At 64.8% G+C, this 22,694-nt stretch carries 19 protein-coding genes; 14 read left to right on the forward strand and 5 right to left on the reverse strand.

Features of this window, described 5'->3' with window-relative positions:
* Positions 1–2: 2 nt before the first annotated feature.
* A complete protein-coding gene (locus G9E11_RS11720; protein WP_246468857.1) occupies positions 3–953 on the reverse strand; it encodes a carbohydrate ABC transporter permease in 951 nt (316 codons plus the stop codon).
* A 117-nt stretch (positions 954–1,070) separates the two neighbouring features.
* Here G9E11_RS11720 and G9E11_RS11725 point away from each other — a divergent pair, with 117 nt between their 5' ends.
* The 3 genes from G9E11_RS11725 (at position 1,071) to G9E11_RS11735 (ending at position 4,026) form a co-directional block, all read left to right on the forward strand.
* Entirely contained in the window at positions 1,071–2,153 is a 1,083-nt protein-coding gene (locus G9E11_RS11725) for a LacI family DNA-binding transcriptional regulator (RefSeq protein WP_311764351.1), read from the forward strand.
* 113 nt (positions 2,154–2,266) lie between these two features.
* Entirely contained in the window at positions 2,267–2,728 is a 462-nt protein-coding gene (locus G9E11_RS11730; RefSeq protein WP_190605754.1) for a MarR family winged helix-turn-helix transcriptional regulator, read from the forward strand.
* The gene (locus G9E11_RS11735; RefSeq protein WP_190605756.1) at positions 2,725–4,026 is read left to right on the forward strand and encodes an MFS transporter; all 1,302 of its coding nucleotides are present in this window, start codon (positions 2,725–2,727) and stop codon (positions 4,024–4,026) included. Before G9E11_RS11730 ends, G9E11_RS11735 begins: the two co-directional genes overlap by 4 nt.
* Here G9E11_RS11735 and G9E11_RS11740 read toward each other — a convergent pair.
* Positions 3,992–4,525, reverse strand: a complete 534-nt coding sequence (locus tag G9E11_RS11740; protein WP_190605758.1) for a GNAT family N-acetyltransferase — start codon at positions 4,523–4,525, stop codon at positions 3,992–3,994. The two genes, G9E11_RS11735 and G9E11_RS11740, sit on opposite strands and share 35 nt — an antisense overlap.
* Before the next feature lie 120 nt (positions 4,526–4,645).
* Between G9E11_RS11740 and G9E11_RS11745 the strand changes: the two genes are divergently transcribed.
* Positions 4,646–4,861, forward strand: coding sequence for an AsnC family protein (locus G9E11_RS11745; RefSeq protein WP_190605760.1), 216 nt, complete (start codon positions 4,646–4,648; stop codon positions 4,859–4,861).
* A gap of 85 nt (positions 4,862–4,946) precedes the next feature.
* Here G9E11_RS11745 and G9E11_RS11750 read toward each other — a convergent pair whose 3' ends face one another.
* A complete protein-coding gene (locus tag G9E11_RS11750) occupies positions 4,947–7,184 on the reverse strand; it encodes an immunoglobulin-like domain-containing protein (protein WP_190605762.1) in 2,238 nt (745 codons plus the stop codon).
* A 160-nt stretch (positions 7,185–7,344) separates the two neighbouring features.
* Complete coding sequence (locus G9E11_RS11755; protein ID WP_190605764.1) at positions 7,345–9,882, reverse strand: alpha-L-arabinofuranosidase C-terminal domain-containing protein; 2,538 nt, start codon at positions 9,880–9,882, stop codon at positions 7,345–7,347.
* A gap of 314 nt (positions 9,883–10,196) precedes the next feature.
* Between G9E11_RS11755 and G9E11_RS11760 the strand changes: the two genes are divergently transcribed.
* The 10 genes from G9E11_RS11760 to G9E11_RS11805 all read left to right on the forward strand — a co-directional run bounded on the left by G9E11_RS11760 (position 10,197) and on the right by G9E11_RS11805 (position 22,216).
* Positions 10,197–11,177: an ABC transporter substrate-binding protein gene (locus G9E11_RS11760; RefSeq protein ID WP_190605766.1), complete on the forward strand. Its 981-nt coding sequence runs from the start codon at positions 10,197–10,199 to the stop codon at positions 11,175–11,177.
* 129 nt (positions 11,178–11,306) lie between these two features.
* Positions 11,307–12,833, forward strand: coding sequence for a sugar ABC transporter ATP-binding protein (locus tag G9E11_RS11765; RefSeq protein ID WP_190605768.1), 1,527 nt, complete (start codon positions 11,307–11,309; stop codon positions 12,831–12,833).
* Positions 12,830–13,873, forward strand: coding sequence for an ABC transporter permease (locus tag G9E11_RS11770; protein WP_190605770.1), 1,044 nt, complete (start codon positions 12,830–12,832; stop codon positions 13,871–13,873). The genes G9E11_RS11765 and G9E11_RS11770 overlap by 4 nt, the downstream gene beginning before the upstream one ends.
* Positions 13,873–14,889, forward strand: coding sequence for a galactofuranose ABC transporter, permease protein YjfF (yjfF, locus tag G9E11_RS11775; RefSeq protein WP_190605772.1), 1,017 nt, complete (start codon positions 13,873–13,875; stop codon positions 14,887–14,889). The genes G9E11_RS11770 and yjfF overlap by 1 nt, the downstream gene beginning before the upstream one ends.
* A 74-nt stretch (positions 14,890–14,963) precedes the next feature.
* Positions 14,964–16,421 carry a family 43 glycosylhydrolase gene (locus tag G9E11_RS11780; RefSeq protein ID WP_190605774.1) on the forward strand — a complete coding sequence of 486 codons (1,458 nt, stop codon included), beginning with the start codon at positions 14,964–14,966 and terminating at the stop codon, positions 16,419–16,421.
* A gap of 215 nt (positions 16,422–16,636) precedes the next feature.
* A complete protein-coding gene (locus tag G9E11_RS11785; RefSeq protein WP_190605776.1) occupies positions 16,637–17,716 on the forward strand; it encodes an LLM class flavin-dependent oxidoreductase in 1,080 nt (359 codons plus the stop codon).
* 169 nt (positions 17,717–17,885) lie between these two features.
* Positions 17,886–20,174 carry a phytase gene (locus tag G9E11_RS11790; protein ID WP_190605778.1) on the forward strand — a complete coding sequence of 763 codons (2,289 nt, stop codon included), beginning with the start codon at positions 17,886–17,888 and terminating at the stop codon, positions 20,172–20,174.
* Between the two features lie 360 nt (positions 20,175–20,534).
* On the forward strand, positions 20,535–20,831 hold the full coding sequence (locus G9E11_RS11795) for a hypothetical protein (protein ID WP_190605780.1): 297 nt from the start codon (positions 20,535–20,537) through the stop codon (positions 20,829–20,831).
* A gap of 179 nt (positions 20,832–21,010) precedes the next feature.
* Positions 21,011–21,661 (forward strand): TetR/AcrR family transcriptional regulator, encoded by a 651-nt coding sequence (locus tag G9E11_RS11800; RefSeq protein WP_190605782.1) that lies wholly within the window; start codon positions 21,011–21,013, stop codon positions 21,659–21,661.
* A 258-nt stretch (positions 21,662–21,919) separates the two neighbouring features.
* Positions 21,920–22,216, forward strand: coding sequence for a hypothetical protein (locus tag G9E11_RS11805; RefSeq protein WP_190605784.1), 297 nt, complete (start codon positions 21,920–21,922; stop codon positions 22,214–22,216).
* Between the two features lie 149 nt (positions 22,217–22,365).
* Here the strand turns inward: G9E11_RS11805 and G9E11_RS11810 are convergent, their stop codons facing one another.
* Positions 22,366–22,542, reverse strand: coding sequence for a CsbD family protein (locus G9E11_RS11810; protein WP_190605786.1), 177 nt, complete (start codon positions 22,540–22,542; stop codon positions 22,366–22,368).
* Positions 22,543–22,694: the final 152 nt, after the last annotated feature.

The following is a 22,694-nucleotide window of genomic DNA, read 5'->3' on the forward strand; positions in this document are numbered from 1 at the left end:
GGTCAGCGCTCCTTTCGCATGCCGCGGACCTGGACGGCATAGGCAATGGCCATGGTGATCAGCCCCATGATGATCGCCACCGTGGCGGAGTAGTTGTACTGCTGCCCGGAGAACGACAGGGAGAAGGCGTACAGGTTGGGCGTGAAGTAGGTCGAGATGGTGTTGGGTGAGAGGCTCTTGAGGATGCTGGGCTCGTTGAAGAGCTGGAAACTGCCGATCACGGAGAAGATGCTGGCCACCACAACGGCGCCGCGGATGGCCGGCAGCTTGATGGCGGTGATGACCCTCAGCTGGCCGGCGCCGTCGATCTCGGCCGCCTCGTAGAGGGACTTGGGGATGACGGTCAGCGCGGAGTAGAAGATCAGCATGTTGTAGCCGATGAATTCCCAGGTAACGATGTTTCCGATGGAGGCCAGCACCAGTTCCGAGGAGAGCGGGCTGGGCAGGTTGAGGCCGAAGGCCTGGTTGATGTTGCCCACCAGGCCGAAGCGGGTGCCGTACATGAAGCCCCACATGAGCGTGGCGACGACGGCCGGCACGGCATAGGGAAGGAAGATCGAGATCCGGAAGAACGACCTTCCGTAGAGCCGGCCGCTGTCCAGGGCGAGTGCTACAACGAGGGCGATGAACAGCATGACCGGCACCTGGACTGCCAGGAACAGGGAAACCCGTCCCAGCGCGGACCAGAACTGCGCGTCGCCCAGGGCCCGGGCGTAGTTGTCCAGGCCCACGAACGCGGTGCCGCCGATGAGCTGGTTACGGAAGACGCTCAGGTAGATGGAGTAGGCAATCGGGGCCAGGAAAACCAGGGCGAACACGGCCATGAACGGGCCGATGAACCACCAGCCGGCCCAGGAACGGCGGCTGGCGCGGCGGCTTGCACTGCGGGCTGTCCGGCCAGCCGGCGTAGCCTCTCCGGCTCGCGCCGCGACGTGCGGGGACGTCATTGTCATGAAAGGTCCTCTGTAGGGCTGCGTCACCCGGCGGGTGACGAAAGGTGTTCTGTTTGCGTAAACATGAATGTGAGCTTTTGTTAGTGTTTGCGCAAACATGATTGGTACGATGGTGACATGGAGCACGAACCCGGTCAACCCCCGGTCCACAATCTGTCCGCTGCACAGGGCGCGGCAGGCGCCGCACTTCGGCGCAAGCCGCAGGTGTCCATGGCTGACGTCGCCAAGCTTGCCGGCGTCTCCTCCCAAACCGTTTCCCGCGTGTCCAACGGGAGCCCCGACGTCATAGAAAGCACGCGGCGCCAGGTCATTGCGGCGATGAACGAGCTCGGGTACCGGCCGAACAGCGCAGCCCGGGCGCTCAAGCGGGGCAGCTTCCGGACCATCGGCGTGATCACCTTCTCGCTCTCTTCGCTCGGCAACATGCGCACCTTGGAGGCCATCGCGCTGAACGCTGCCCGGCAGGACTTCGCCATCACCCTGATCCCGGTTACAGCTCCAACCCAGGCCGGGATCCAGGGCGCGTTCACCCGCATGGGCGAACTCGCCGTCGACGCCGTGATCGCCATCATGGAGGTCCACCTTCTGGATGCAGCGACGGTTACCCTGCCACCGGGAGTGAAGGTCGTCGTCGTCGATTCCGATGCCGGCGAGCAGTACAGCGTGGTGGACACCGACCAGGCCGACGGCGCCCGGAAGGCCGTCCGCCACCTTTTGGATCTGGGCCACGAGACGGTCTGGCACGTCGCAGGCCCCGAAGAATCCTTCGCCGCCGAACGGCGCGCCGCCGCCTGGCGCAGCACCCTTACCGCCGCAGGCAAAACAGTGCCGCCGGTACTCCGGGGCGACTGGTCAGCCGACTCCGGCTACGCAGCGGGCCTCCGGCTCGCCGACGAACGGGACTGCACAGCGGTGTTCGCGGCGAACGACCACATGGCTCTGGGCCTCCTGCGGGCCTTCCGGGAAAAGGGAAAATCAGTTCCCGAGGACATCAGCCTGGTCGGGTTCGACGACGTCCCCGAAGCCTCCTCCTATGCTCCCCCGCTGACCACGGTCCACCAGAACTTCGCCGACGTCGGCAACCGGTGCGTGGACAACGTCCTGCAGCAGATCCGCACCAACACCACCGAACCCGGCGTCATCCTGGTGCCCACCGAGCTCGTGATCCGCGCAAGCACCGCGGCGCCGAAGGCGACATAGCTCACATTCGCGCAGGCAACGGTTGCCTCGCGGGCACAGTCGGAGGATGATGGTTAGAGAAGCTAATTAGCGTTGCTAACTATCACCCTGACCAACAGGAGCGCACTTCCTCAATGCCTGCGACCGAAGCGGCACACCAAGAAACCCCACAATCCATCAGGCCGGACATCCTGGCGATCGACCTGCGGACCGCCGTGATGCGGACCTCCCGCCGGCTCCGGGTCGAAGCGACCGGCGACATCATCACGCCTGGCCAGTACACGGTGCTGGCCCAACTCCACAGCGACGGCCCGCGCACACCCCGCGAACTGGCGGCTCGGGAGCATGTGCAGGCGCCTTCGATGACAAGGATCGTGAACGCCCTTGCCGAGCAGGGGTTTGTGTCCCGGTCATCGCATCCGGAGGATGGCCGCCAAATTCAGGTAGGCATCACGCCTGCCGGCGTGGACGTCCTGGAAGAGGCGCGGGAACAGCGGACGGCTTGGCTGGCCCAGCGGGTCGCCGGCCTGAGCGCGGAGGACCGGCTCACCCTGAGCCGCGCCGCGCACATCATGCAGGAAATGAGCGGCCGATGAGCGCCACCTTCCGGGCACTGCAGAACCCCAACTACCGGTTGTGGGCGGGCGGCGCCCTCGTGTCCAACATCGGCACCTGGATGCAGAGGGTGGCACAGGACTGGCTGGTCCTGACCGTCCTCACGGACCATTCCGGAACCGCGGTCGGCATCACCACGGCCCTGCAGTTCCTTCCCATGCTGCTGCTTGGCCCCTACGCAGGAGTGCTCGCAGACCGGCACAGGAAGCGCGTGATTCTGCTGTGGACGCAGTCGGCAATGGGGCTGTGCGGGCTGGTCGTCGGCCTCCTGGTGGTGACCGGCGCCGCGCAGCTGTGGCAGGTGTACGCAGCCGCCCTCTGCCTTGGGCTGGCCAGCGCCATTGACGGGCCGGCACGCCAGTCTTTCGTCTCCGAACTCGTGGGACAGGACCATATTGCCAATGCGGTGTCCCTCAACTCCGCCTCTTTCAACACTGCCCGGCTCACAGGTCCGGCGATCGCAGGAGTGCTCATTGCCTGGGTCGGCACCGGCCCCGTTTTCCTGCTCAACGCGGCCAGCTTCGCCGCGGTCCTGGTCTCGCTGGCCCGGATCCGCGCATCGGAGCTGGTCCCGGCCGCGCCGGCGGTCCGCAGCAAACACCAGGTTGCCGAGGGACTGGGCTATGTCCGCCGCCGTCCAGATCTGGTGCTGATCCTCGTTCTGGTGGGCATCCTCGGGGCCTTCGGCATGAACTTCCCCATCACCAACGCCCTGATGGCCACGGCGGAATTCGGAATGGGGCCGGGTGAATTCGGGCTCCTGGGCTCCATCATGGCTGTCGGGACACTGGCCGGAGCGCTGCTCGCAGCACGCAGGTCCCGGCCCCGGCTGCGTTTCCTGCTCGGCGGAGCGCTGGGGCTGGGCTTCTTTACCCTGATCGGCAGCGTCTCGCCGTCGTTCTGGCTGTATGCCGCCATCCTGGTGCCGGTCGGACTCGCGTCGATCACCTTCCTTAACAGCTGCAATACCAGCATCCAGCTATCAGTGGAGCCACAGTTCCGGGGACGGGTGCTTGCCCTTTATCTGGCAACCCTGCAAGGCGGGACCGCATTGGGGGCCCCGTTCATGGGCTGGCTTGGCAGCACCTTCGGCGCGCGTTGGTCGGTGGCCGCCGGCGGCGCTGTCGTCCTGCTGACCGGGTTGCTCGCAGTGATCGTGGTGGTCCGGAGCAGCCGGCTGACTCTGCGGCAGCAGCTGCTCGCCTCCTTCCCAAGGAGGCGGGCGCCTCAGGGGAGCGCCGTCGTCAGCCCTTCCCCGGGAGGGCGTACTCCAAGATGAAGTCGCTCTCCACTGAGTCGCCGAGGTTGAATGACTTCGTCCCCACCTTGGTGAAGCCTGACTTCTCATAGAAACGGATGGCTTTGGCGTTCTGGCTGTTGACCCCCAGCCAGACGCTTGCCGCTCCCTGCTCCGCGGCCCACTCCAAAGAGGCCCGCATAAGCGTGGAGGCTGCGCCCCTTCCATGGTGGTCTGGGTGCACGTAGCACTTGCTCAGTTCAACGGACGGCTGCGCACCCAGGGCGCGGAGCACGTCGGGGTCCGTTGATTGCCGGTCGACCAGCAGGGTGTACCCGTCAAGCCGGCCGCCTTCCTCAATCACCAGGATGGCGATCTTGCTGTCGGCGAGGTACTCCGCGAATTTGTCCTCACTGAGCGTCCGCTTGAGGTGGAGCCGGATGTCCTCCGGAGAGGATCCCGGCGGGCAAGCGAGCGGGAAAGTGGCCGCTGCCAAGTCAGCCAGGGCTGCGGCGTCGCCGGCAACGGCCTTCCGAATCATTTAGAACTCCAGGGTGTCGGAGCGGGCAGGAATCATTAGAAGGATTCTAGGCCTCCGGCCCATTCTCGTCCGCGTCAACTTTCATTGACGCCCTCCATGCCGTCAACTAAAGTTGACGGCATGGAGGTGGACCGGTTGAAAACTTTGGTGGGATCCATGGACGGCGACAATCCGGTTAATGGCCTGCAGGCCGTGGCTGAACTGCATCGGGAGATAGGCCGGGCGGAAGCGGCCCTGGTCCGGAGGGCCCGCCTGGCGGGCTTGTCCTGGGAGGCGATCGCGCACGCGCTCGGCGTCAGCAAGCAGGCGGTCCACAAAAAGTATGGCAAGCGATAAAACGTAAAGAAGCGATAAAACGTAAAGAACAGGGGGCTCCGCCGGTACTGGCGGAGCCCCCTGGTTTCAGTAATTCAGAGCAGAATCACAGCTGCGAGTGCAGCCGCTCCAGCTCCGTCTTGGTGACGGGCAGGACCGTGCCGTGGCGCGGAGCCCGCGGCAGCTCATAGTTGGTGGAGAGCTTCCAGTTCGGGTTCTCCAGGCTGGTGCTTTCCAGCGGGATGTAACCGCGGCCGCCGAATTCGTCGACGAACAGGTAGTACTTCTCCTCGGTGTTCGACTTGAAGATGGTGGGCCCTTCCACCCCGCCCGTTCCGGCCTTTTTGCCGATGCAGTTGGCCATCAGTGACCAGTTGCGCGGGGTCGTGGTCGGCACGTCGACGGCAAGCAGGTCGCCCGACTTTTCCTGCATGATGTCCAGGCAGCCCGAGACCTGCCCCTCGTCCTTGGTGAACCGGTAGTAGGCGTCGCCCTCCTTGATGACGGTGGAGTCGATCACCGAGTTGCCGGGATCGTTCCACACCTTGGCCTCGGTGAAGGTCCTGAAGTCGCGGGTGGTGGAGTACATCATTTTGTTGTGCGTGCCGCCGGTGTGGTTGGGGTCGTTGTCGGCGTAGATTTTGGAGGCCCAGTACACGACGTAGGCGCCTATCTTCTCGTCGTAGTGCGCTTCGGGCGCCCAGGTGTTCCCCGCGGTGTCCGGCGAGACCTTCACGTGCCGCTGTGCGGACCAGTTCACCAAGTCGGTCGACTCCCAGACCTCGATGTACTGGCTGCCCTGGCGCTGCGAGGAGTCCCAGCTGGTGCCGCTGCCAATGGAGAGGTCCGTGGCGATCATGTAGAACTTGTCGCCCTCCGGGGAGCGGATGATGAACGGATCCCGCAGGCCCTTGGTGCCGAGGCCGGACTTGAGGACGGGCTTGCCGCCGTTCAGTTCGTCCCACTTGAGTGCGTCGTTGCCGCGGCTGGCGGCCATGTAGATGTTCTCGCCGGCGAGGTCGTTGCCGGTGAAGTACGCGAAGGCGTAGCCCTCCTTGGCCTCGGCCTTGGGCAGCGGCAGCACCGTGACGCGGAACTTCTTCCTGTCCTTGGTCTTGCCGAGGGACACAGTGGCGTGCAGGTTGAGCTTCGCTGGAGCACCGCCGTAGGCCGGCCGGGTGACCTCGCCTGTGGCCGCGATCGCTGCGGTGTCGCTCGACTCCCATGCCACCTTGGTGCCGTACAGCCCCGCCGTCGGCAGGGTGACGTTCCCGCGGATCGCATCCGCGTCCCACACGTTCAGGGCTGCGGCAGCCTCAGAGACCTTCTGGTCGTCGCTGATGTCCTCCGCCACCGCGACGGTGAAGGATTTCGACGCCGATGCCCTGCCTGAGCTGGCAGTGGCGGTCAGCGTCACCGTCGCATCTCCTGTTCCGTGGGCCGGCCGGGTCACGGCTCCCTGGGCGGACACGGTGGCCGGATCCGAGGAGGACCAGGCGTAGGCCGAGCCGTTCGGCCCGGTCAGAGGCAGCTTCAAGTTGGCGGTCACCGCGGAGGTGTCCCCCAGCGACAGATCCTTCAGGTCGAGGGCAACACGCTGCTCCGGGGAAACGTAGCCGAGCTCCCGTACCTCGTCGGCCGAGAGTGCACGGTTGTAGATCCGGAAGTCGCGGACCTGCCCTTTGAGGTACTTGTCGCCGCTGTAGACCGACCGCCCGAGGTAGTTCGCCGTCGTCGCCCCTCCCCCGATGCTCCCGGGGGTGATGGTGACACCGGTCTTCCGGGCGACCTCCGTGCCGTCCTCGTAGAGTACGGCGGTGCCGCCGCTGAGCGTGTAGGTGATGGTCTTCCAGGCCCCGCGCGCCAGGTCGCGGTTGGCGCTGAGGGTCTGTTCCGTCGACCAGTTGCCGCTGGCGATGGAGGTCCGGTACGCGTTGCCGGTGGTGAAGAGGTAGCCGTTGCCGGTGCCGTTGGTGGTGTTTCCCATCCCCCAGATGAAGTAGGGGGCGCCCTGGTCGGCGGCGATCTTGACGTCCGTGGAGATGGTGATGGAGCCGAGCCCGCGCATGACGTCGTTCGGGAGGCGGACGTGGCCGTTGGTGCCGCCGAGCTGCAGCCCTTCGCTGCCCAGCGAGGTTGCGTCGCCGCTGATCACGCCGTTCCGGCCGTTGCCGGAGCTGTCTTCCGCCACGGTCCCGGCGGCTTCGGTGAGGTTGTACTTGAGGACCAGCCCGTCGTCGACGGCGGCATGGGCCGGTGCTGCGGCGGCCAGCCCGCCGAGCGCCAGCGCCACGGCGGCAATCAATGCCGGGCCCGTGCGGGCCCTTGAGTGTGTAGGGAGCATTGAGACACTTTCGTTCGGGCGGCCCGGCGGCCGCTGTTTGGAATGGTGAGTGTGGAAGCTGTCGGAACGGACGACGTCGGACTGCCGGGCTTAAGGAGAAGGCCCGGCTGTGCAATCCAGCCGGGCCTTCCCGGTCAAAGCCGTGGCTTTGGTGTGCTGCCTACTTGCGGGCTGCGGCGAGCCGGATGAAGGTCACCGAGTTTGGCTCGAACTCGTAGGTGAATGCCGCGCCGGCCCCGCTGAAGGTGCTCGACGCCGGAGCCAGGTTCTGCCCGTCGGCCGTCTGGGTCAGGGTGGTCACCGCGGCCGCGGAGCTGATGTTGGCTGCGCCTGCCACCTTGATGTCCACCGGCGTCTTTTCGGCCTTCGTGTTGACCACCTTCACGATGGTGTCGCCGGACTTGGCGTCCTTGGTGACCACGGAGTAGACGGGGTCGGCCTGGGTATCGTCCACCGTGCCCCACAGGACGTTGTCCAAGTACAGCTTGGCGGTGCGCCCGGAGACCTCGATGCGGATGTCGTATTCATGCCCGGTCTCGATGGTGGTGTTCTTTTCGATGACGTTCGTCTTGCCGCCGTTGACGGCCTTTTCGACGACGGACTTCGTGTTGTTCCAGCCGCCCAGATTCCACCAGAAGTAGTTTCCGGTGTCCTTGACGCCGAAGGAGACGAGGAAGCCTTCCGAGCCGGCGAGCTTGGTTGCCTTGGTGCTGAGTGTGTAGTTGCTCCAGTCGGCGCTTCCGGCGGTGACCATCGTGTTCTGGGCAGTGGTGCTGGACTGGACGTAGCCGCCGTCCTGGATGGACCAGGATCCGGTGCCGTTGCCGGTCCAGGCAGCCGCCGTTCCGGAGAAGTCATCGCTAAACAGGGTGGCGCCGTCCGCCCCGGTGACCTTGACGTCGTCGTACCGGGCCGAGGTGGCCCACGTGGACAGGCCGACCTTGCCGGAAATGGGCACCACGGTGGAGGCCGGGTTCTCCTGCGTGCTCGGAACCACCTGCGTGCCCACGTTGTTCATGAACAGCTTCTGGACCTCGTAGTTGGGCGTGGTCCGCACGGACGTTCCGTTGAAGAACATCATGTCCGGGCTCCACTGCGTGTTGGCCTCGTTCGCGATCAGTGGCGCATAGGACGCCATCTTGACCACGTCAGCGTTCCGCTCCAAGCCGGTCATGTAGGAGGCTTCGGCCAGGGCGTTCTCCGGTTTGTTGCCCTGCGACGCGTACTCGCCGAGGAAGACCTTGTAGCTGTTGCGGTCGTAGGAGTCGTAGCGGTGGTTGTTGTTCAGGAACCACGACGGCGTGTTGTAGTAGTGCTCGTCAACGAGGTCCACGCCCGTGGTGGCGTTGAAGTTGGCGAGGTCCTCGAACTCGGGACCCTGGCTGAACGGGCCCGTGTTGCCGATGATCTTGATCTCGGGGTGGGCCTTCCGGACGGCTTTGTAGAACTGGGTGAAGTACTGCTTGAACGCCGGCTTGTACTCCTCGTTGCCCAGGCTGATGCGGTCCAGGTTGTACGGCGCCGGGTGGCCGTAGGCGATGCGCTTGGCGCCCCACTCGGTGCTGGCGTCGCCGTTGGCGAACTCGATCAGGTCCAGGGTGTCCTGGATGTAGCGGTCAAGGGTTGCCTGGTCCGGGGCCTGGTTGGTGTCGCCGCAGCCGGTCACGCCAACCGGAACGACGGGCACGGGAACGGCGCCCATGTCCTCGGCCCACTGGAAGTACTCCATGTACCCGAGGCCGTAGGTCTGGTTGTAGCCCCAGAAGTTCCGGTTGGCCGGGCGCTGCTCCACCGGCCCGATGGTGTCTTTCCACTGGTAGGTGCGGGCCCGTGTGTAGGTGGGGGCCGAGTAGGTGTCATAGCTGCCGGTGTTGACGATGCAGCCGCCGGGGAAGCGCAGGAATCCGGGGTTCAGGTCGTTGATCTTCTCGGCGAGGTCCTTGCGGAGCCCGTTTTCCCTGCCGTTCCAGGTGTCCTTGGGGAACAGGGACACCATGTCGAGGCGGACGGTGCCGGTTCCCTGGACGAGTGTGGTGAGCCGGCCGGCGCCCGTGGAGGACTTGGGCGAGAGGGTCACCTCGTACTTGGCCCAGCTGTCGCCCTTGACCTTGACGGTGGCGATGTCCAGACGGGCGCCCTCCGGGGTCTCCAGCGTCACCGCGAGCGTGGATCCGGCGGGGTTGGACGTGCGCGCCCACACCGAATAGTTGTACTTCTTGTGCGCCTCGAGCTTCTGCCCGGCGTTCCAGCCGCTGTTGCGCACGCCCACCCCGGCGCCGCTTCCCGCGCCGGCGGCGGTGGCGTCGATCTGCAGGTAGTTCCGGTTGTTTTCGTTCAGCCGGTTGCTGTCATTGACGACGGCGACTGTTCCGTCGCTGCCCCGCTTCAGGGTTTCCCAGGCGGTCATCGGGGTGTAGGTGTGGTTATCCCCGGAGTTGAATTCGAAGGACCGGTTCTGGACAAGTTCCGCGTAGATGCCGCCGTCGGCGCCCTGGTTGATGTCCTCGTAGAAGGCCCCATACATGGTCGAATCAATCGAAGGCCCGGACCCGGCGGCGTTGATGCTGATGGACCGGTTCTCGCCCGGCTCAGCGTTGGCGCCCAAGGCCGGCGCGAGGGACAGCAGCGCAGCCGAGAGTGATCCGGCCAGCACCATGGTGCAGGCGCGCCTGGCGGAACTTGGTGGTTTTGATGGCATTGAAGGGAAGGCCTTTCTCCATTGAACGGTTCGCCGGCACTGGTTTGACCAGGCTGCGGGGTGAAGCAGCCTTCTTGTGAACGCTAACAAATCGCCGGCCGGAGTCGAGTATTCGATATCTTTCAGCTCTTGTAAAGGGCGTGGTCAAAAATCAGCAGGCTTTCCATGGGTATCCCAAAATTGTGACACCGGCTACTTGACGGCCGTAATTGTTAGCGTTCACAATGATCCACAGAGCGCATCAGCTCACTTGCAGCAATGGCGGTGTTTGAAGTCCCCCGCCTGCATGTAACTAACGCTTCCGGGAGGATGTTGTGTTTAAGAAATCCCTGCTTGCGGTGGCCGCCGCATCAATGCTTACCCTCACTGCGTGCGGCGGAACCGCCGGCGCCGGCAGTGCTGCCGGCAACTCCGGCGATGACAAGATCACCATGGGCTTCGCCCAGGTCGGCGCCGAAAGCGGCTGGCGCACCGCCAACACCAAGTCTGTCCAGGATTCGGCGAAGAAGGCCGGAGTGGACCTGAAGTTCTCCGACGCGCAGCAGAAGCAGGAGAACCAGATCAAGGCAATCCGCTCCTACATCCAGCAGAAGGTGGACGTCATCGCCTTCTCCCCCGTGGTGGAATCGGGCTGGGACACGGTGCTGAAAGAAGCCAAGAATGCGAAGATTCCGGTCATCCTGACCGACCGCGCCGTCGACTCGTCAGACAAGACGCTGTACAAGACCTTCCTCGGCTCTGACTTTGTCGAGGAAGGCAAGAAGGCCGGCGAGTGGCTTGTTGAGCAGTCCAAGGCGAGCGAACCTGTCAACATCGTCGAGATCCAGGGCACCACCGGATCGGCACCGGCGAACGACCGCAAGGAAGGGTTCGCGGAGGCCATCAAGGCTGACCCGGACCTGAAGATCGTCGCCTCGCAGAGCGGCGACTTCACCCGCAGCGGCGGCAAGCAGGTCATGGAGGCCTTCCTGAAGAACAACGCCGACATCGACGTCGTGTTCGCCCACAACGACGACGAGGGCCTGGGCGCCATCGAGGCGATCGAGGCCGCCGGCAAGGTTCCGGGCAAGGACATCAAGATCATCACGATCGACGCTGTGAAGGACGGCATGACCGCCCTGAGCACCGGCAAGATCAACTACATCGTCGAGTGCAGCCCCATGCTCGGCGACCAGCTCATGGATCTGGCCAAGAAGGTCATCGCCGGCGAGAGCGTGCCCGAGCGCGTGGTCACCGAGGAGACCACCTTCACGCAGGAGCAGGCCAAGCAGGTTCTTGCCAGCCGCCCCTACTAAGCCGCGGCGCACCTGTTCGTCCGTGCGGCGGCGGATCACCGCCGCCGCACGGCACACCAGCCCGCAGCAGGGCAAGACACAGCCCGGCAGCCAGTTGCATGGCAGACCCAGCACAGAAAAGACATCAGGATGAACGAAATCGTTCCGGTCGTCGAGATGACCGACATAGCTATTGGATTCCCAGGAGTTAAGGCGCTCGACGGCGTCGACTTCCGCCTCTTCCAAGGTGAGGTCCACGCCCTGATGGGTGAGAACGGCGCCGGCAAGTCCACGCTGATCAAGGCCCTGACCGGCGTCTACACCATTGACTCCGGCACCATCACGGTACTCGGCGAACCGAAGCGGTTCTCGACGCCCGGGGAATCCCAGGCGGCCGGCATCAGCACCGTTTACCAGGAGGTCAACCTCTGCCCCAACCTCACGGTTGAGGAAAACGTCCTGCTGGGCCGTGAGCCCCGCCGTCGGGGTTCCATCGACTGGAAAGGCGTGCGGTCCCGGACCCGGGAGGTCCTGGCCGAGCTGCAGCTGGACCACATCGATCCCGGATCGCTGCTGTCCACCCATTCCATCGCCATCCAGCAGCTGATCGCCATCGCCCGCTCGGTGGAGATCAACGCCAAGGTCCTCATCCTGGACGAGCCGACGTCGAGCCTTGATGCCGACGAGGTCAACCAGCTGTTCCGCGTCATCCGGGACCTGCGTGACCGCGGCGTCGCCATCCTGTTTGTCTCCCATTTCCTGGAGCAGGTCTACGAGATCTCGGACCGCATGACCGTCCTCCGCAACGGCAAGCTCGTGGGCGAGTACATGACCCGCGACCTGACCCGGATGAGCCTCATCTCCAAGATGATCGGCAAGGACATGGAAGCCCTCACCGAACTGGACCAGGCTTCCGCCCGGACCCGTGCCAGCAACGGCGCCGGCGTCACGCCGTTCGTCGAGGCCAAGGGCCTCGGCCGGAAGGGATCCGTCTCCAACGTGGACCTGTCCATCTACCCGGGCGAGGTGGTGGGCCTGGCCGGCCTGCTCGGTGCCGGCCGGACCGAAATCGCCCGGCTCTTCTTCGGCGCCGACAGGGCCGACGAAGGCACCATCAAGGTCAAGGGAGCGGGCCAGAAAATCCGTTCCCCGCGGGCGGCGATCGACAAGCGCATCGGGTTCTGCTCGGAGGACCGCAAGGAGGAAGGCCTCATCGGAGACCTCACCGTGCGGGACAACTTGGTGCTGGCCATGCAGGCCAGCAAGGGCTGGGCGCGCCGCATCCCCCGCCGCGTCCAGGACGAGCTGGTGGCCGAATACATCGAAGCCCTCGACATCCGGCCGGCCAACCCCGACGCCCTCATCCGCAACCTCAGCGGCGGAAACCAGCAGAAGGTCCTACTGGCCCGGTGGCTGGTGACCCACCCCGAGCTCCTCATCCTCGACGAGCCCACCCGCGGCATCGACATCGGAGCCAAAACCCAGATCCAGAAGCTCGTCAACAAACTCGCGGCCGACGGCATGTCCATCCTCTTCATCTCCTCCGAACTCGAGGAAGTGCTGCGCGTGAGCGACCGCGTTGCTGTCATCAAGGACAGGGCAATGGTCGCCGAAATCAACAACGACGGCGTCTCCGTCGAAGACGTCATGACGGTCATCGCCGGAGGTGCCCAGTGAAATCCCTTCTGAAACACCGCCTTGCGTGGCCGGTGATTGCCCTCGCAGCGCTGCTGCTGCTGAACCAGGTCTTCAGGCCTGACTTCATGAGCCTTCGGATGCAGGACGGGCACCTCTACGGCAGCCTGATCGACATCATGCGCAACGGTGCACCCACCATTCTCATCGCCCTCGGCATGACACTGGTCATCGCCACCCGCGGCATCGACCTATCGGTGGGTGCAGTGGTGGCGATCGCCGGCGCGGCCTCGTGCGCCTACATCGCCGGCTCACCCGACCCCGGATCCCCGGTGACGGCCGCGACGGCGGTCCTCATCGCCGTCGTCGCCGGCCTGGCCTTGGGTGTCTGGAACGGCTTCCTGGTGTCCACCATCGGCGTCCAGCCGATCATCGCCACCCTGGTGCTCATGACGGCGGGCCGCGGCGTGGCCCAGCTCATCACCGGCGGCCAGATCGTTTCCGTGTCGAACGACTCCTACAAGTCGATCGGCGCCGGGTACCTGTTTACCCTTCCGATCTCGATTCTAATCACCGCGGCCGTTTTTGCCCTGGCGGCCGTCCTCACGCGGCGCACCGCGCTGGGAACCCTGATCGAGGCCGTCGGCATCAACCCCGTGGCCAGCCGCCTGGCCGGGCTCCGTGCCCGGAACATCATCTGGATCGTCTACGTCTTCAGCGCCATCTGCGCCGCGATCGCGGGCCTGATGATCAGCTCCAACGTCACGGCAGCCGACGCCAACAACGCCGGCCTGTACATCGAGATGGACGCCATCCTGGCCGTGGTCATCGGCGGAACCTCGCTGGCAGGCGGGCGGTACACCCTGGTGGGAACCGTCGTCGGGGCCTTCATCATCCAGACCCTGACCACCACCGTCTACACGCTGGGCATCCCGCCGGAGGTAACCCTGGTGTTCAAGGCGCTCGTGGTCATTACCGTGTGCCTCCTGCAGGCACCGAAGGCGCGGAACCTGCTCAGCCGTTTCAAGGCGGCACCCAAGCCCGCCGCCAAGGAAGCCGCAAAGGAAAAGGTCGCCATCTAATGTCCCCGCTGTCCACGCTTACGCCCCTGACCGTCAAGAAGCCGTCGCCGGCGCGCAACCGCCTGCGAGGGGGTGCCCGCTATGCGCCGACGCTGGCGACGGTGGGCCTGTTCATCGCCATGTTCGCCGTGGGAGCGGGGATGTACCCGAGCTTCCTCTCCGGCCAGGTGTTCCTGAACCTCTTCATCGACAACACGTTCCTCATCGTGCTCGCCGTCGGCATGACCTTTGTGATCCTCACGGGCGGGATCGACCTTTCGGTGGGTGCCGTCGTCGCCCTGTCCATGATGGTGAGCGCCACGCTCCTGCAGCAGGGCTGGAACCCGGGTGCGGTCATCGTCCTGGTGCTGCTGATCGGCGGCGGGCTGGGGCTCCTGATGGGGCTGATCATCCAGTACTTCGACATCCAGCCCTTCATCGTCACCCTGGCCGGCATGTTCCTGGCCCGCGGCCTCTGCTACGTCATCAGCCTGGACTCCATCCCGGTCACCGAGGCGTTCTTCACCGGCATGGCGCAGGCGCAGATCCCGCTGCCCGGGGACCTGTTCGTCTCGCCGGGCGTGCTGCTGGCGCTGGGCATCGTGGCCGTGGCCTTCTTCGTCCTGCACCACACGCGATTCGGCCGGACGGTCTACGCGATCGGCGGCAACGAGCACTCCGCCATGCTGATGGGCCTGCCGGTGAAGGCCACCAAGATCCTGGTCTACGCCCTGAGCGGCCTCTGCTCCGCGATCGCCGGCATCCTGTTCTCCTTCTACAGCCTCTCCGGCTACAGCCTCGCGGCCCAGGGCATGGAGCTCGACGCCATCGCGGCCGTGGTCATCGGCGGCACGCTGCTGACCGGCGGCACCGGCTATGTCCTCGGATCGGTCGTCGGCGTGCTGGTGCTGGGGATTGTCCAGACCTTCATCGCCTATGACGGCACCCTCAGCTCCTGGTGGACCAAGATCGTCATCGGCGGCCTGCTCCTCGTCTTCATCCTGCTGCAGCGGCTCTTCGCCCGGAAAGCCGGCTGACTGCCTTACCCTTCCGCCCCTCCCGTACTTCGATCCCGCACGTCCCTCCCGCACGTCGAAAGGACTTTTTCAGCATGAATGATTCCGCCAACCGCCAGTTCTCCCGCCGGCTCTTCCTCGGCTCCGGAACCGCCGCAGCCGCCGCCTTCGCTGTGGCGGGCGCGGGAGGCGGGGCCCTGGTGGCTGCGCCTTCCGCTGCCGCTGCTCCTGCCGGCTCGGCTCCGCTGATCAACCCGGTGGTGCCGCAGCGGGCGGACCCGTGGCTCATGAGGCACACGGACGGCAAGTACTACTTCACCGGTTCCGTGCCCGAGTACAACCGCATCGTCGTGCGCTCCTCCCCCACCATCGCCGGGCTGGGCAGCGCCGCGGAGGACGTGGTGTGGACCCGGCCCGCGTCCGGAACGATGGGCGGCCACATCTGGGCACCGGAACTGCACCACTTCGACGGTAAGTGGCACATTTACTTCGCCGCCGGTGACAGCAACGACGTGTTCCGGGTGCGGATCTACGTTATTTCCACGGACGCGGCGGACCCGACCAATGCCGTCTGGGGAGCGCCGGTCCGCGTGTACACCCACGCCGACACGTTCTCGCTGGATGCCACCACGTTCGAGCACGCCGGCACGCGGTACCTGCTGTGGGCGCAGAGCGACACGGGCGTGAACTCCAGCCTGTATATCGCTTCCATGTCTTCGCCGTCGACGCTCTCCAGCACGCCGGTCCGCATTTCCGTGCCGACGCTGGACTGGGAGACCCGGGGCTACAAGGTCAACGAGGGCGCCGCGGTGATCAAGCGGAACGGCCGCATCTTCGTCACCTTCTCCGCGAGCGCCACGGACGCCAACTACTGCATGGGTCTCCTGACAGCCGACGCCGGTGCCGACCTGCTCAGCGCGGCATCCTGGACGAAAACCCCCGCTCCGGTGTTCACCACCAACGAGGGCTCGAAGCAGTACGGACCCGGCCACAACTCCTTCACCGTCGATGAGGCCGGCAACGACGTGCTGGTGTACCACGCACGTTCCTACCGCAACATCGTGGGCGACCCGCTGTACGACCCCAACCGGCACGCCCGGGTTCAGCGGCTCTACTGGAACGCGGACGGCACGCCGAACTTCGGTGTACCCGTGGGCGACGGCGAACTGCCGATCCACCTGGAACCCGCCTCTGCTTCGGGTACTTTCCTGGCGCACGACGGCCTCACCGTCACCGCCGCTTCCTCCCCTGCGCTGGGAGCGTCCCAGTTCCGGCTCGCCCCGGGATACGCCAAGAAGAACTCGGTGGTCATCGAACCGGTGCTGACCAAGGGCCGTTATCTCCGGGTGCAGGGATCGTCGGTGGCCGTCGCGACGACGGAGGGCTCGTCGTCGGCCTTCCTTCAGCGGGGCGGTCTCTCGGACGCTAGTGGGGCCTCATTCGAGTCGGTCGACGTCCCGGGCTCCTATCTTGTGCTCCGGGACGGTGCCCTCGTTTTGGCGAAGGTAGGCAAGAACGAGCGGGCCGCGGCCACTTTCTTCCTGCGCTCCTAAGGACCGCGCTTCCCAAGACTCCGGCACGCTCCGGCTTCGGGGCGCGTTGGTTAGTGTGACTCGCTGGTGATGTGGTGATTGCCTAATGCAGGTTGCAATGAATGCAGGGCCGGCGGTCTATCCGCCGGCCCTGCATTTTTGTGTCCGCAGTCAGAACCGCCAGGTTCGGGCGCATATTCTGAGCATCAGCCGTACCCCGATCCTGAAGGAAGCCCATGCCCGACACCTCACGTCCCTTACACAAGCTTGGATTCCTTACCATTGGCCTGTTCGATCCGGCGGATCCCTCCCCTGGCCATGAATCCACTTTGCAGATCATCCAGCTTGGGGAGCGGCTGGGATTCGACAGCGCCTGGCTGCGCCACCGCCATCTTCAGTTCGGAATCTCCTCCCCCATCGCAATCATGGCCGCCGCCAGCCAGCGCACCTCCCGGATCGAGCTTGGAACCGCAGTGACCCCGCTCGGCTGGGAAAACCCGTTGCGCCTGGCCGAGGACCTGGCCACCGTGGATCTGCTCGCCGGGGGACGAATCAATCCAGGGCTGAGCGTGGGGGAACCGATGCACTACGACACAGTGAAGCACGAGCTGTACCCGGATTCCGCCGAGCTGGAGGACTTCGGCTACGCCCGCGTGGATCGGCTTGTACGTCTGGTCTCAGGGGAACCGGTGCGGGACTTTTCCGGCAAGCAGGGTGTGGTCGAGGAGTTCTCCAACCGCGTCGAGCCGCACTCCCCCGGGCTGCGGGATCGCCTTTGGTATGGGGCGGCCAGCAGGAAGTCGGCAGTCTGGGCCGGGGCAAACCGTTTCAATCTGCTCTCCAGCAGTGTGGTCTTTCCTGAAGCGAATCAGGAACCGGACTTTGCCCGCATTCAGCAATCGCAGATTCGTGCCTACCGTGACGCCGCCGCAACGTCAGCCCAAGCGAATGCACCGGCCCGGGTCTCGCAGGGCCTGGTGGTGATCCCGACCGATTCAGCGTCGCCTGGTCAGCGGGAAAAGTACCAGCGGTACGTTGATGAACGCACTCCCCGCACACGGGCGCCGCAGGGGCCAAAGGGCATGCTGTTCGCCCCGGATCTGATCGGCACCAGCGGTGAAATCGCCGAGCAGCTGCACGCACATGCAGGATTCCAGGAAGTCGACGAGGTGGCCTTCGCACTGCCCTTCAGCTTCGACCACGAGGACTACGTCCAGATCCTTACCGACATCGCCGGCAAACTGGGACCCGCCCTTGGATGGAGTCCGCAGACCCGGCCCACCCCCACCATGGGCGGGCCGGCACCGGCGGTTTAAAGATTTTCTCAAGGTCCGGGGAATAAGCGTTAACCCTTCCGGACGAACAGTTCCATGCGACTCTCACGCACCATCCTCGCCGGCACGCTGGGCTGCTGACCCAGCTGCACGGTTACCACCCCGCCGTCGTCGCCGCCGAGTTGCGGCATCAAGCTTTGGGAGGCCAGAGGTGACACTCAGATCGAAGTTTGCTGCCGTGCTAACGGCTGCTGGGCTGCTCGCTGGTCTGCTGGTGGGGCTCACCGCTCCGGTGGCGAGTGCAGCTGTAGTGCCGGTGAGCGCAACGGTCGAAACTGCCCCCATCCACGGATCAGGGGATGCCGCGGACGATCCTGCCATATGGATCCATCCCACCGACCCGTCGAGAAGCACCATCATCGGTACGGACAAGGGCACGGACGGGCACGGTCTTGTCGTTTACGACCTGTCTGGACGGGAGCTGTTCTACTACCCCGACGGGCGGATGAACAATGTCGATGTCCGCTACAACTTCCCCCTCGGCAGCAGCCGCGTCGGTCTGGTCGGTGTCTCGAACCGCGTACGGAGCCTTGACTTTTACAAGGTCAACGAGTCGGACCGCTCGCTGACGAAGGTCGGCAGCTTCGCACCCACGGCCAACATCGCCACGCCACGGGGGTTCTCCTTCTACCACTCCCCGGATACCGGCAAGTACTTCGCTTATGTCACGGATATCGGCAAGGTCGAGCAGTGGGAACTTGACGGTTCCACCGGATCAGTGACCGGCCGGCTTGTACGCAGCTGGACGGTGAGCGGTCCGGCCCACACTGAGGGCCTGGTGGCCGATGATGAGATGAAGCGGATCTACATTGCGCAGGAGGACATCGGCGGAATCTGGCGCTACGTCGCCGAGCCCGGGGACTCGACAGTCGGGACGAAAGTCGTCAGTACGACCGAGGTCGGCGGCGACATTGTCCAGGACATTAAGGGCATCAGCATCTACTACGGCAGCGGTGGTGCCGGTTACCTCCTGGCCGCAAGCCAGGGCGGCAATCGATTCCACGCCTACGCCCGCGATGACAACCGGCCGCTGGGAGCCTTCTCCATCCCGGCCGCGAACGGGATCGATGCGGTCACCGGCATGGAGGGGATCGACGTCACCAACTTCGGCGTCGGCGGGCCCTTCCCCCAGGGCTTCTTCGTCACTCAGGACACCGCAAATGACAACGCGCAGCACCAGAACTTCAAGCTGGTGCCCTGGCAGTCCATCGCTGCCGCCTATGTGCCGGCTTTACTGGTCGACGCGGCCTATGACCCGCGGAAAATCGGGGCTGGGCCCGTAACGCCCGCTCCGCCTGACACCACGATTACGAGCCAGCCGGCCAACCCGACGGGCTCCACATCGGCGCAGTTCAGCTTTACCTCGACATCCGCCAGCGCGACGTTCGCCTGCTCGCTCGACTCGGCAGCATTCGTCAGCTGCGCCAGTCCGACGTCGTACACCGGACTGTCCGCCGGCTCACACACGTTCAGGGTCCGTGCCTCTGACCAGAACGGGGTTGACCCGACCCCCGCCAGCTATACATGGACCGTGGACACGACGCCTCCGGGGGCCGACACCACGCCTCCGGACACGACAATCACGTCGGGGCCCCCTACGACATCGACGTCGACCAGCGCCTCGTTCGCCTTCACCTCAAATGAAGCCAATTCGACGTTCGAGTGCAGCCTGGATGGTGCGCCGCGCACCGCGTGCAGCTCGCCCCAGACCTACACCGGGTTGTCGATCGGATCGCACACATTTGGTGTCTGGGCCACGGACGCGGCCGGCAACACCGATGCGACAGCATCGACGCAGACCTGGAGCGTGGGCCCCAGCGACCCGGGCGGCGGCAAAATCGTCCGCGAGTCAGTGAGTCAAGCTACGAACACCGCAGCGAGCACCACGCTCACGGTCCCCAAGCCGGCCAACGTCGCCCAAGGCGATCTGCTCGTCAGCTGCCTCTCCCTGAACGGCGGCAGCGTCGCCACAACAGGTGTCCCGGCCGGGTGGACGCGGCTAGCAGCGGTGACCGCCATCGCAAACCCGAAAGTCTACGGCTACTACAAGGTGGCCACTGGGTCCGAGCCGGCGAGCTACGCCTGGGCGACAACTTCGACGGCGAGCGGGGGTGGTATCGCGAGGTACTCCGGCGCTTCAGGGCTGGACACCGCCGCCACGTCCGCGTCGGGCGCGGCAGCATCCTCGGGAACCGTCCCAGCGGTAACGAGCACCACCGCGAACGCGATGCTCGTTGGATGCATGAGCGTCAATTCCAGCTCGGTCACCCTCACTCCGCCGGCCGGGATGGCCCAGGCAGTCGAGACTGGTGCACGCCGCTTCGAGGTTGCCGACGGCATTCAGGCGAGCCCGGGACCAAGCGGGGCAAAGACGTGGCGGTTCAGCAGCGCCCGCGAGTGGGTAGGTTGGCTGGTTGCGCTTCGACCGAAGACGCCGTAACCCCCTTCGCCCCGGCTCTCAGGGCCAAGGAAGGAACGTGCGGCACCTCCGCCCTGGGCTCCCGCCGTATGGGAAACATTCGTTCGTGGATCGGGTGGGATTTCAAGGCTGTTCGGAAGCGTGTACAGGCTCTGGGCTTTTGGCTCGCCAACCCGCTCCAGGAGGCTCTTGGGCGCAGCGCTGATCAGTTGGATCGAGGTGTTCAGCCCCGTCATGGTCATTGCCGGAGGCGTCATCCTGTGGCGGGCAGTACGCCCGGTTCCCGGATGTACTTCTCGCGTTCGTGCTACCCATTGCCGCGGAGTCAGGAAGGGTCCAGCATGGTTGCACCCGCGCTTAACATCATCCAGAGGAGCAGCTATGGACGCCACCGCATACGGAATTGTGCATTTCTTTGCACAGGGCACTAAGGAGCAGTACGAGGCCTCTATTGCCGCTGTCCATCCAGGGGAAGGGCGCTTGCCGGCGGGGCAGATCTTTCATGCCGCGGGTCCTTCGACGGGCGGGTGGACAATTCTGGCTGTCCACGATTCGAAGGCGAGCTGGGAACAGTTCCGGGACAATACGCTTCTTCCTCGGTTCCAGCAGGGTATCGAGGGTGGTTTTGCATCCATGCCTGAGGAAACTGTCATCGACGTATACAAAATCATGCCCTAGGGACAGGCCCCTGCTGCCGGTTGAATCGGAAGGCACTAACACTGACTGTTGCCCCTTGGCCGATCACTGAATCGTCGATCAACCGCCATTTGGGCACCTGCCACAGTGCCGCGGCTGGCAGGACCGGAGGTCACGCTTCCGGCTGACCTCCGGTCTCGCCGAAGTGTAGACTGCCGCTCATGGGAGCAGGCGAAGATCCGCACGGTACTTCGCTTCCGGGCCCGCCCTCGGTGGCCACGGCCGGTACCGAGGATCGTATCCTCAGTACCGCCTACGATTTGTTCTCCCGGCGGGGTCTCCGTGATGTCGGCGTCAACGAATTGATCGAGTCATCAGGGGTTGCCAAGTCGACGTTCTACCGTCACTTCCCATCAAAGGACGATCTCGTCCTGGCAGTCCTGGCTCGCCGGGACCAGATCTGGTTCGCGGAGGTCGTGGCTGAAGCTCAGAGCCGCAGTGCGAACCCGGAGGAAGAGCTGCTTATCATCTTTGACGTGTTCGCGGACTGGCTCGGGGACGGCGGATACGAGTCCAACGTGTTTATCAAGATCCTGATGGAAATGGGGCCGGACCATCCCTTGGGCAGGGCCTGCGTGGGCTACATGGCAAGGATCCGGGGACACGCGCAGACCTTGGCCGAGGAAGCCGGGCTGGAGCGCTCTGTTGATTTCGCCCGGGCGTGGCACCTCTTGCTGAAGGGCACCGTCGTCACCGCCATGGAAGGCGACCCGCAGGCGGCCGAACTGGCCCGGTCGATGGCCAGGTCCCTCATCGAGCGCCACCGCCACCCGACCGCAGTTTCGCTTCCAACCTCGCCGCCTCAATCTTAAGGCCCGCTGCGAACGGCCTCCGCCGGAGAGCACTGCTGTTGGCACTGAGCCGTGAAGCGTGTTTCACAACCGCTTCCAGGATGCTTAAAAATACGCTGACAATGGGACGTGCCTTCTGTCATGGGTGGTGCCGGTCCGGGCGGCATCCCGCCAACGTTACTAGCGGGTAGGGCTTATGTTCGGCAGATGCGGGGGCTAATCTTTCGATGGTGTCCCGGGGCAACGATCTCGGGCAGGGAACTTGCGGAGGTCGGATTTATGGCAACGGCAGTGACGTTTTCCGTGACGGCTATACCCAGAAACGATGCGCAGGGCAGCTTCCGCAACTCCGTTTTGAGCCTGCGGACAGATGACCTGCAGGATTGCATCCTGTCCGTGTTCCATATCAGCGACTCGTACGCCCTGTTCAGCGGCGAAGCCCTCCCTGCCCCGCACACGACCAGCAACGCCGCGCTTCGGGCGTACCTGCTGCGCCGGCTCGCCGGGGACGGCACCGGCTTGGACTTCGAGGTGAAGATCGCTCGGGTTTCCGAATCTGTCCGCTCTTGTTCGTGATCCACACTACCGGCGCTGTGTCGGGAATATTGCGGCTCCTGGGGCGGAAGCTGCGACGCGGTTAAAGTCAGGCATCCGGTAGGGCACGCCGTCATGCCGACACACGAAAGGGTGCACCGACACGGTGCACCCTTTCGCTGGTGTTCGGGTCAGTCCTTCTTGAAGGCGTCTTTGACCTTCTCGCCGGCCTGCTTCAAATCGCCCTTGGCCTGATCGGCCTGGCCTTCGGCGCGCAGGCTTTCATCGCCGGATGCGGCGCCCGCTGCTTCCTTACCCTTGCCGCCGGCCTTCTCAGCGGCGTTCTCGATCTTGTCGCCTAGTCCCATGGTGTTTCCTCCTCTGGTTGGCGGCCGTTCGATGCGGCCATACGAACAACCTAAGCATGCTTAGCATTATGTTTCAAACTTTGGGGCGTATTCGTGGCAGGAAGATGGGCCCACCGCTGCCTGCGCTCGTGGCAGGCTGAACCCGGGAGCCG

The organism is Arthrobacter ipis (assembly GCF_014694315.1).
GTDB lineage: Bacteria > Actinomycetota > Actinomycetes > Actinomycetales > Micrococcaceae > Arthrobacter > Arthrobacter ipis.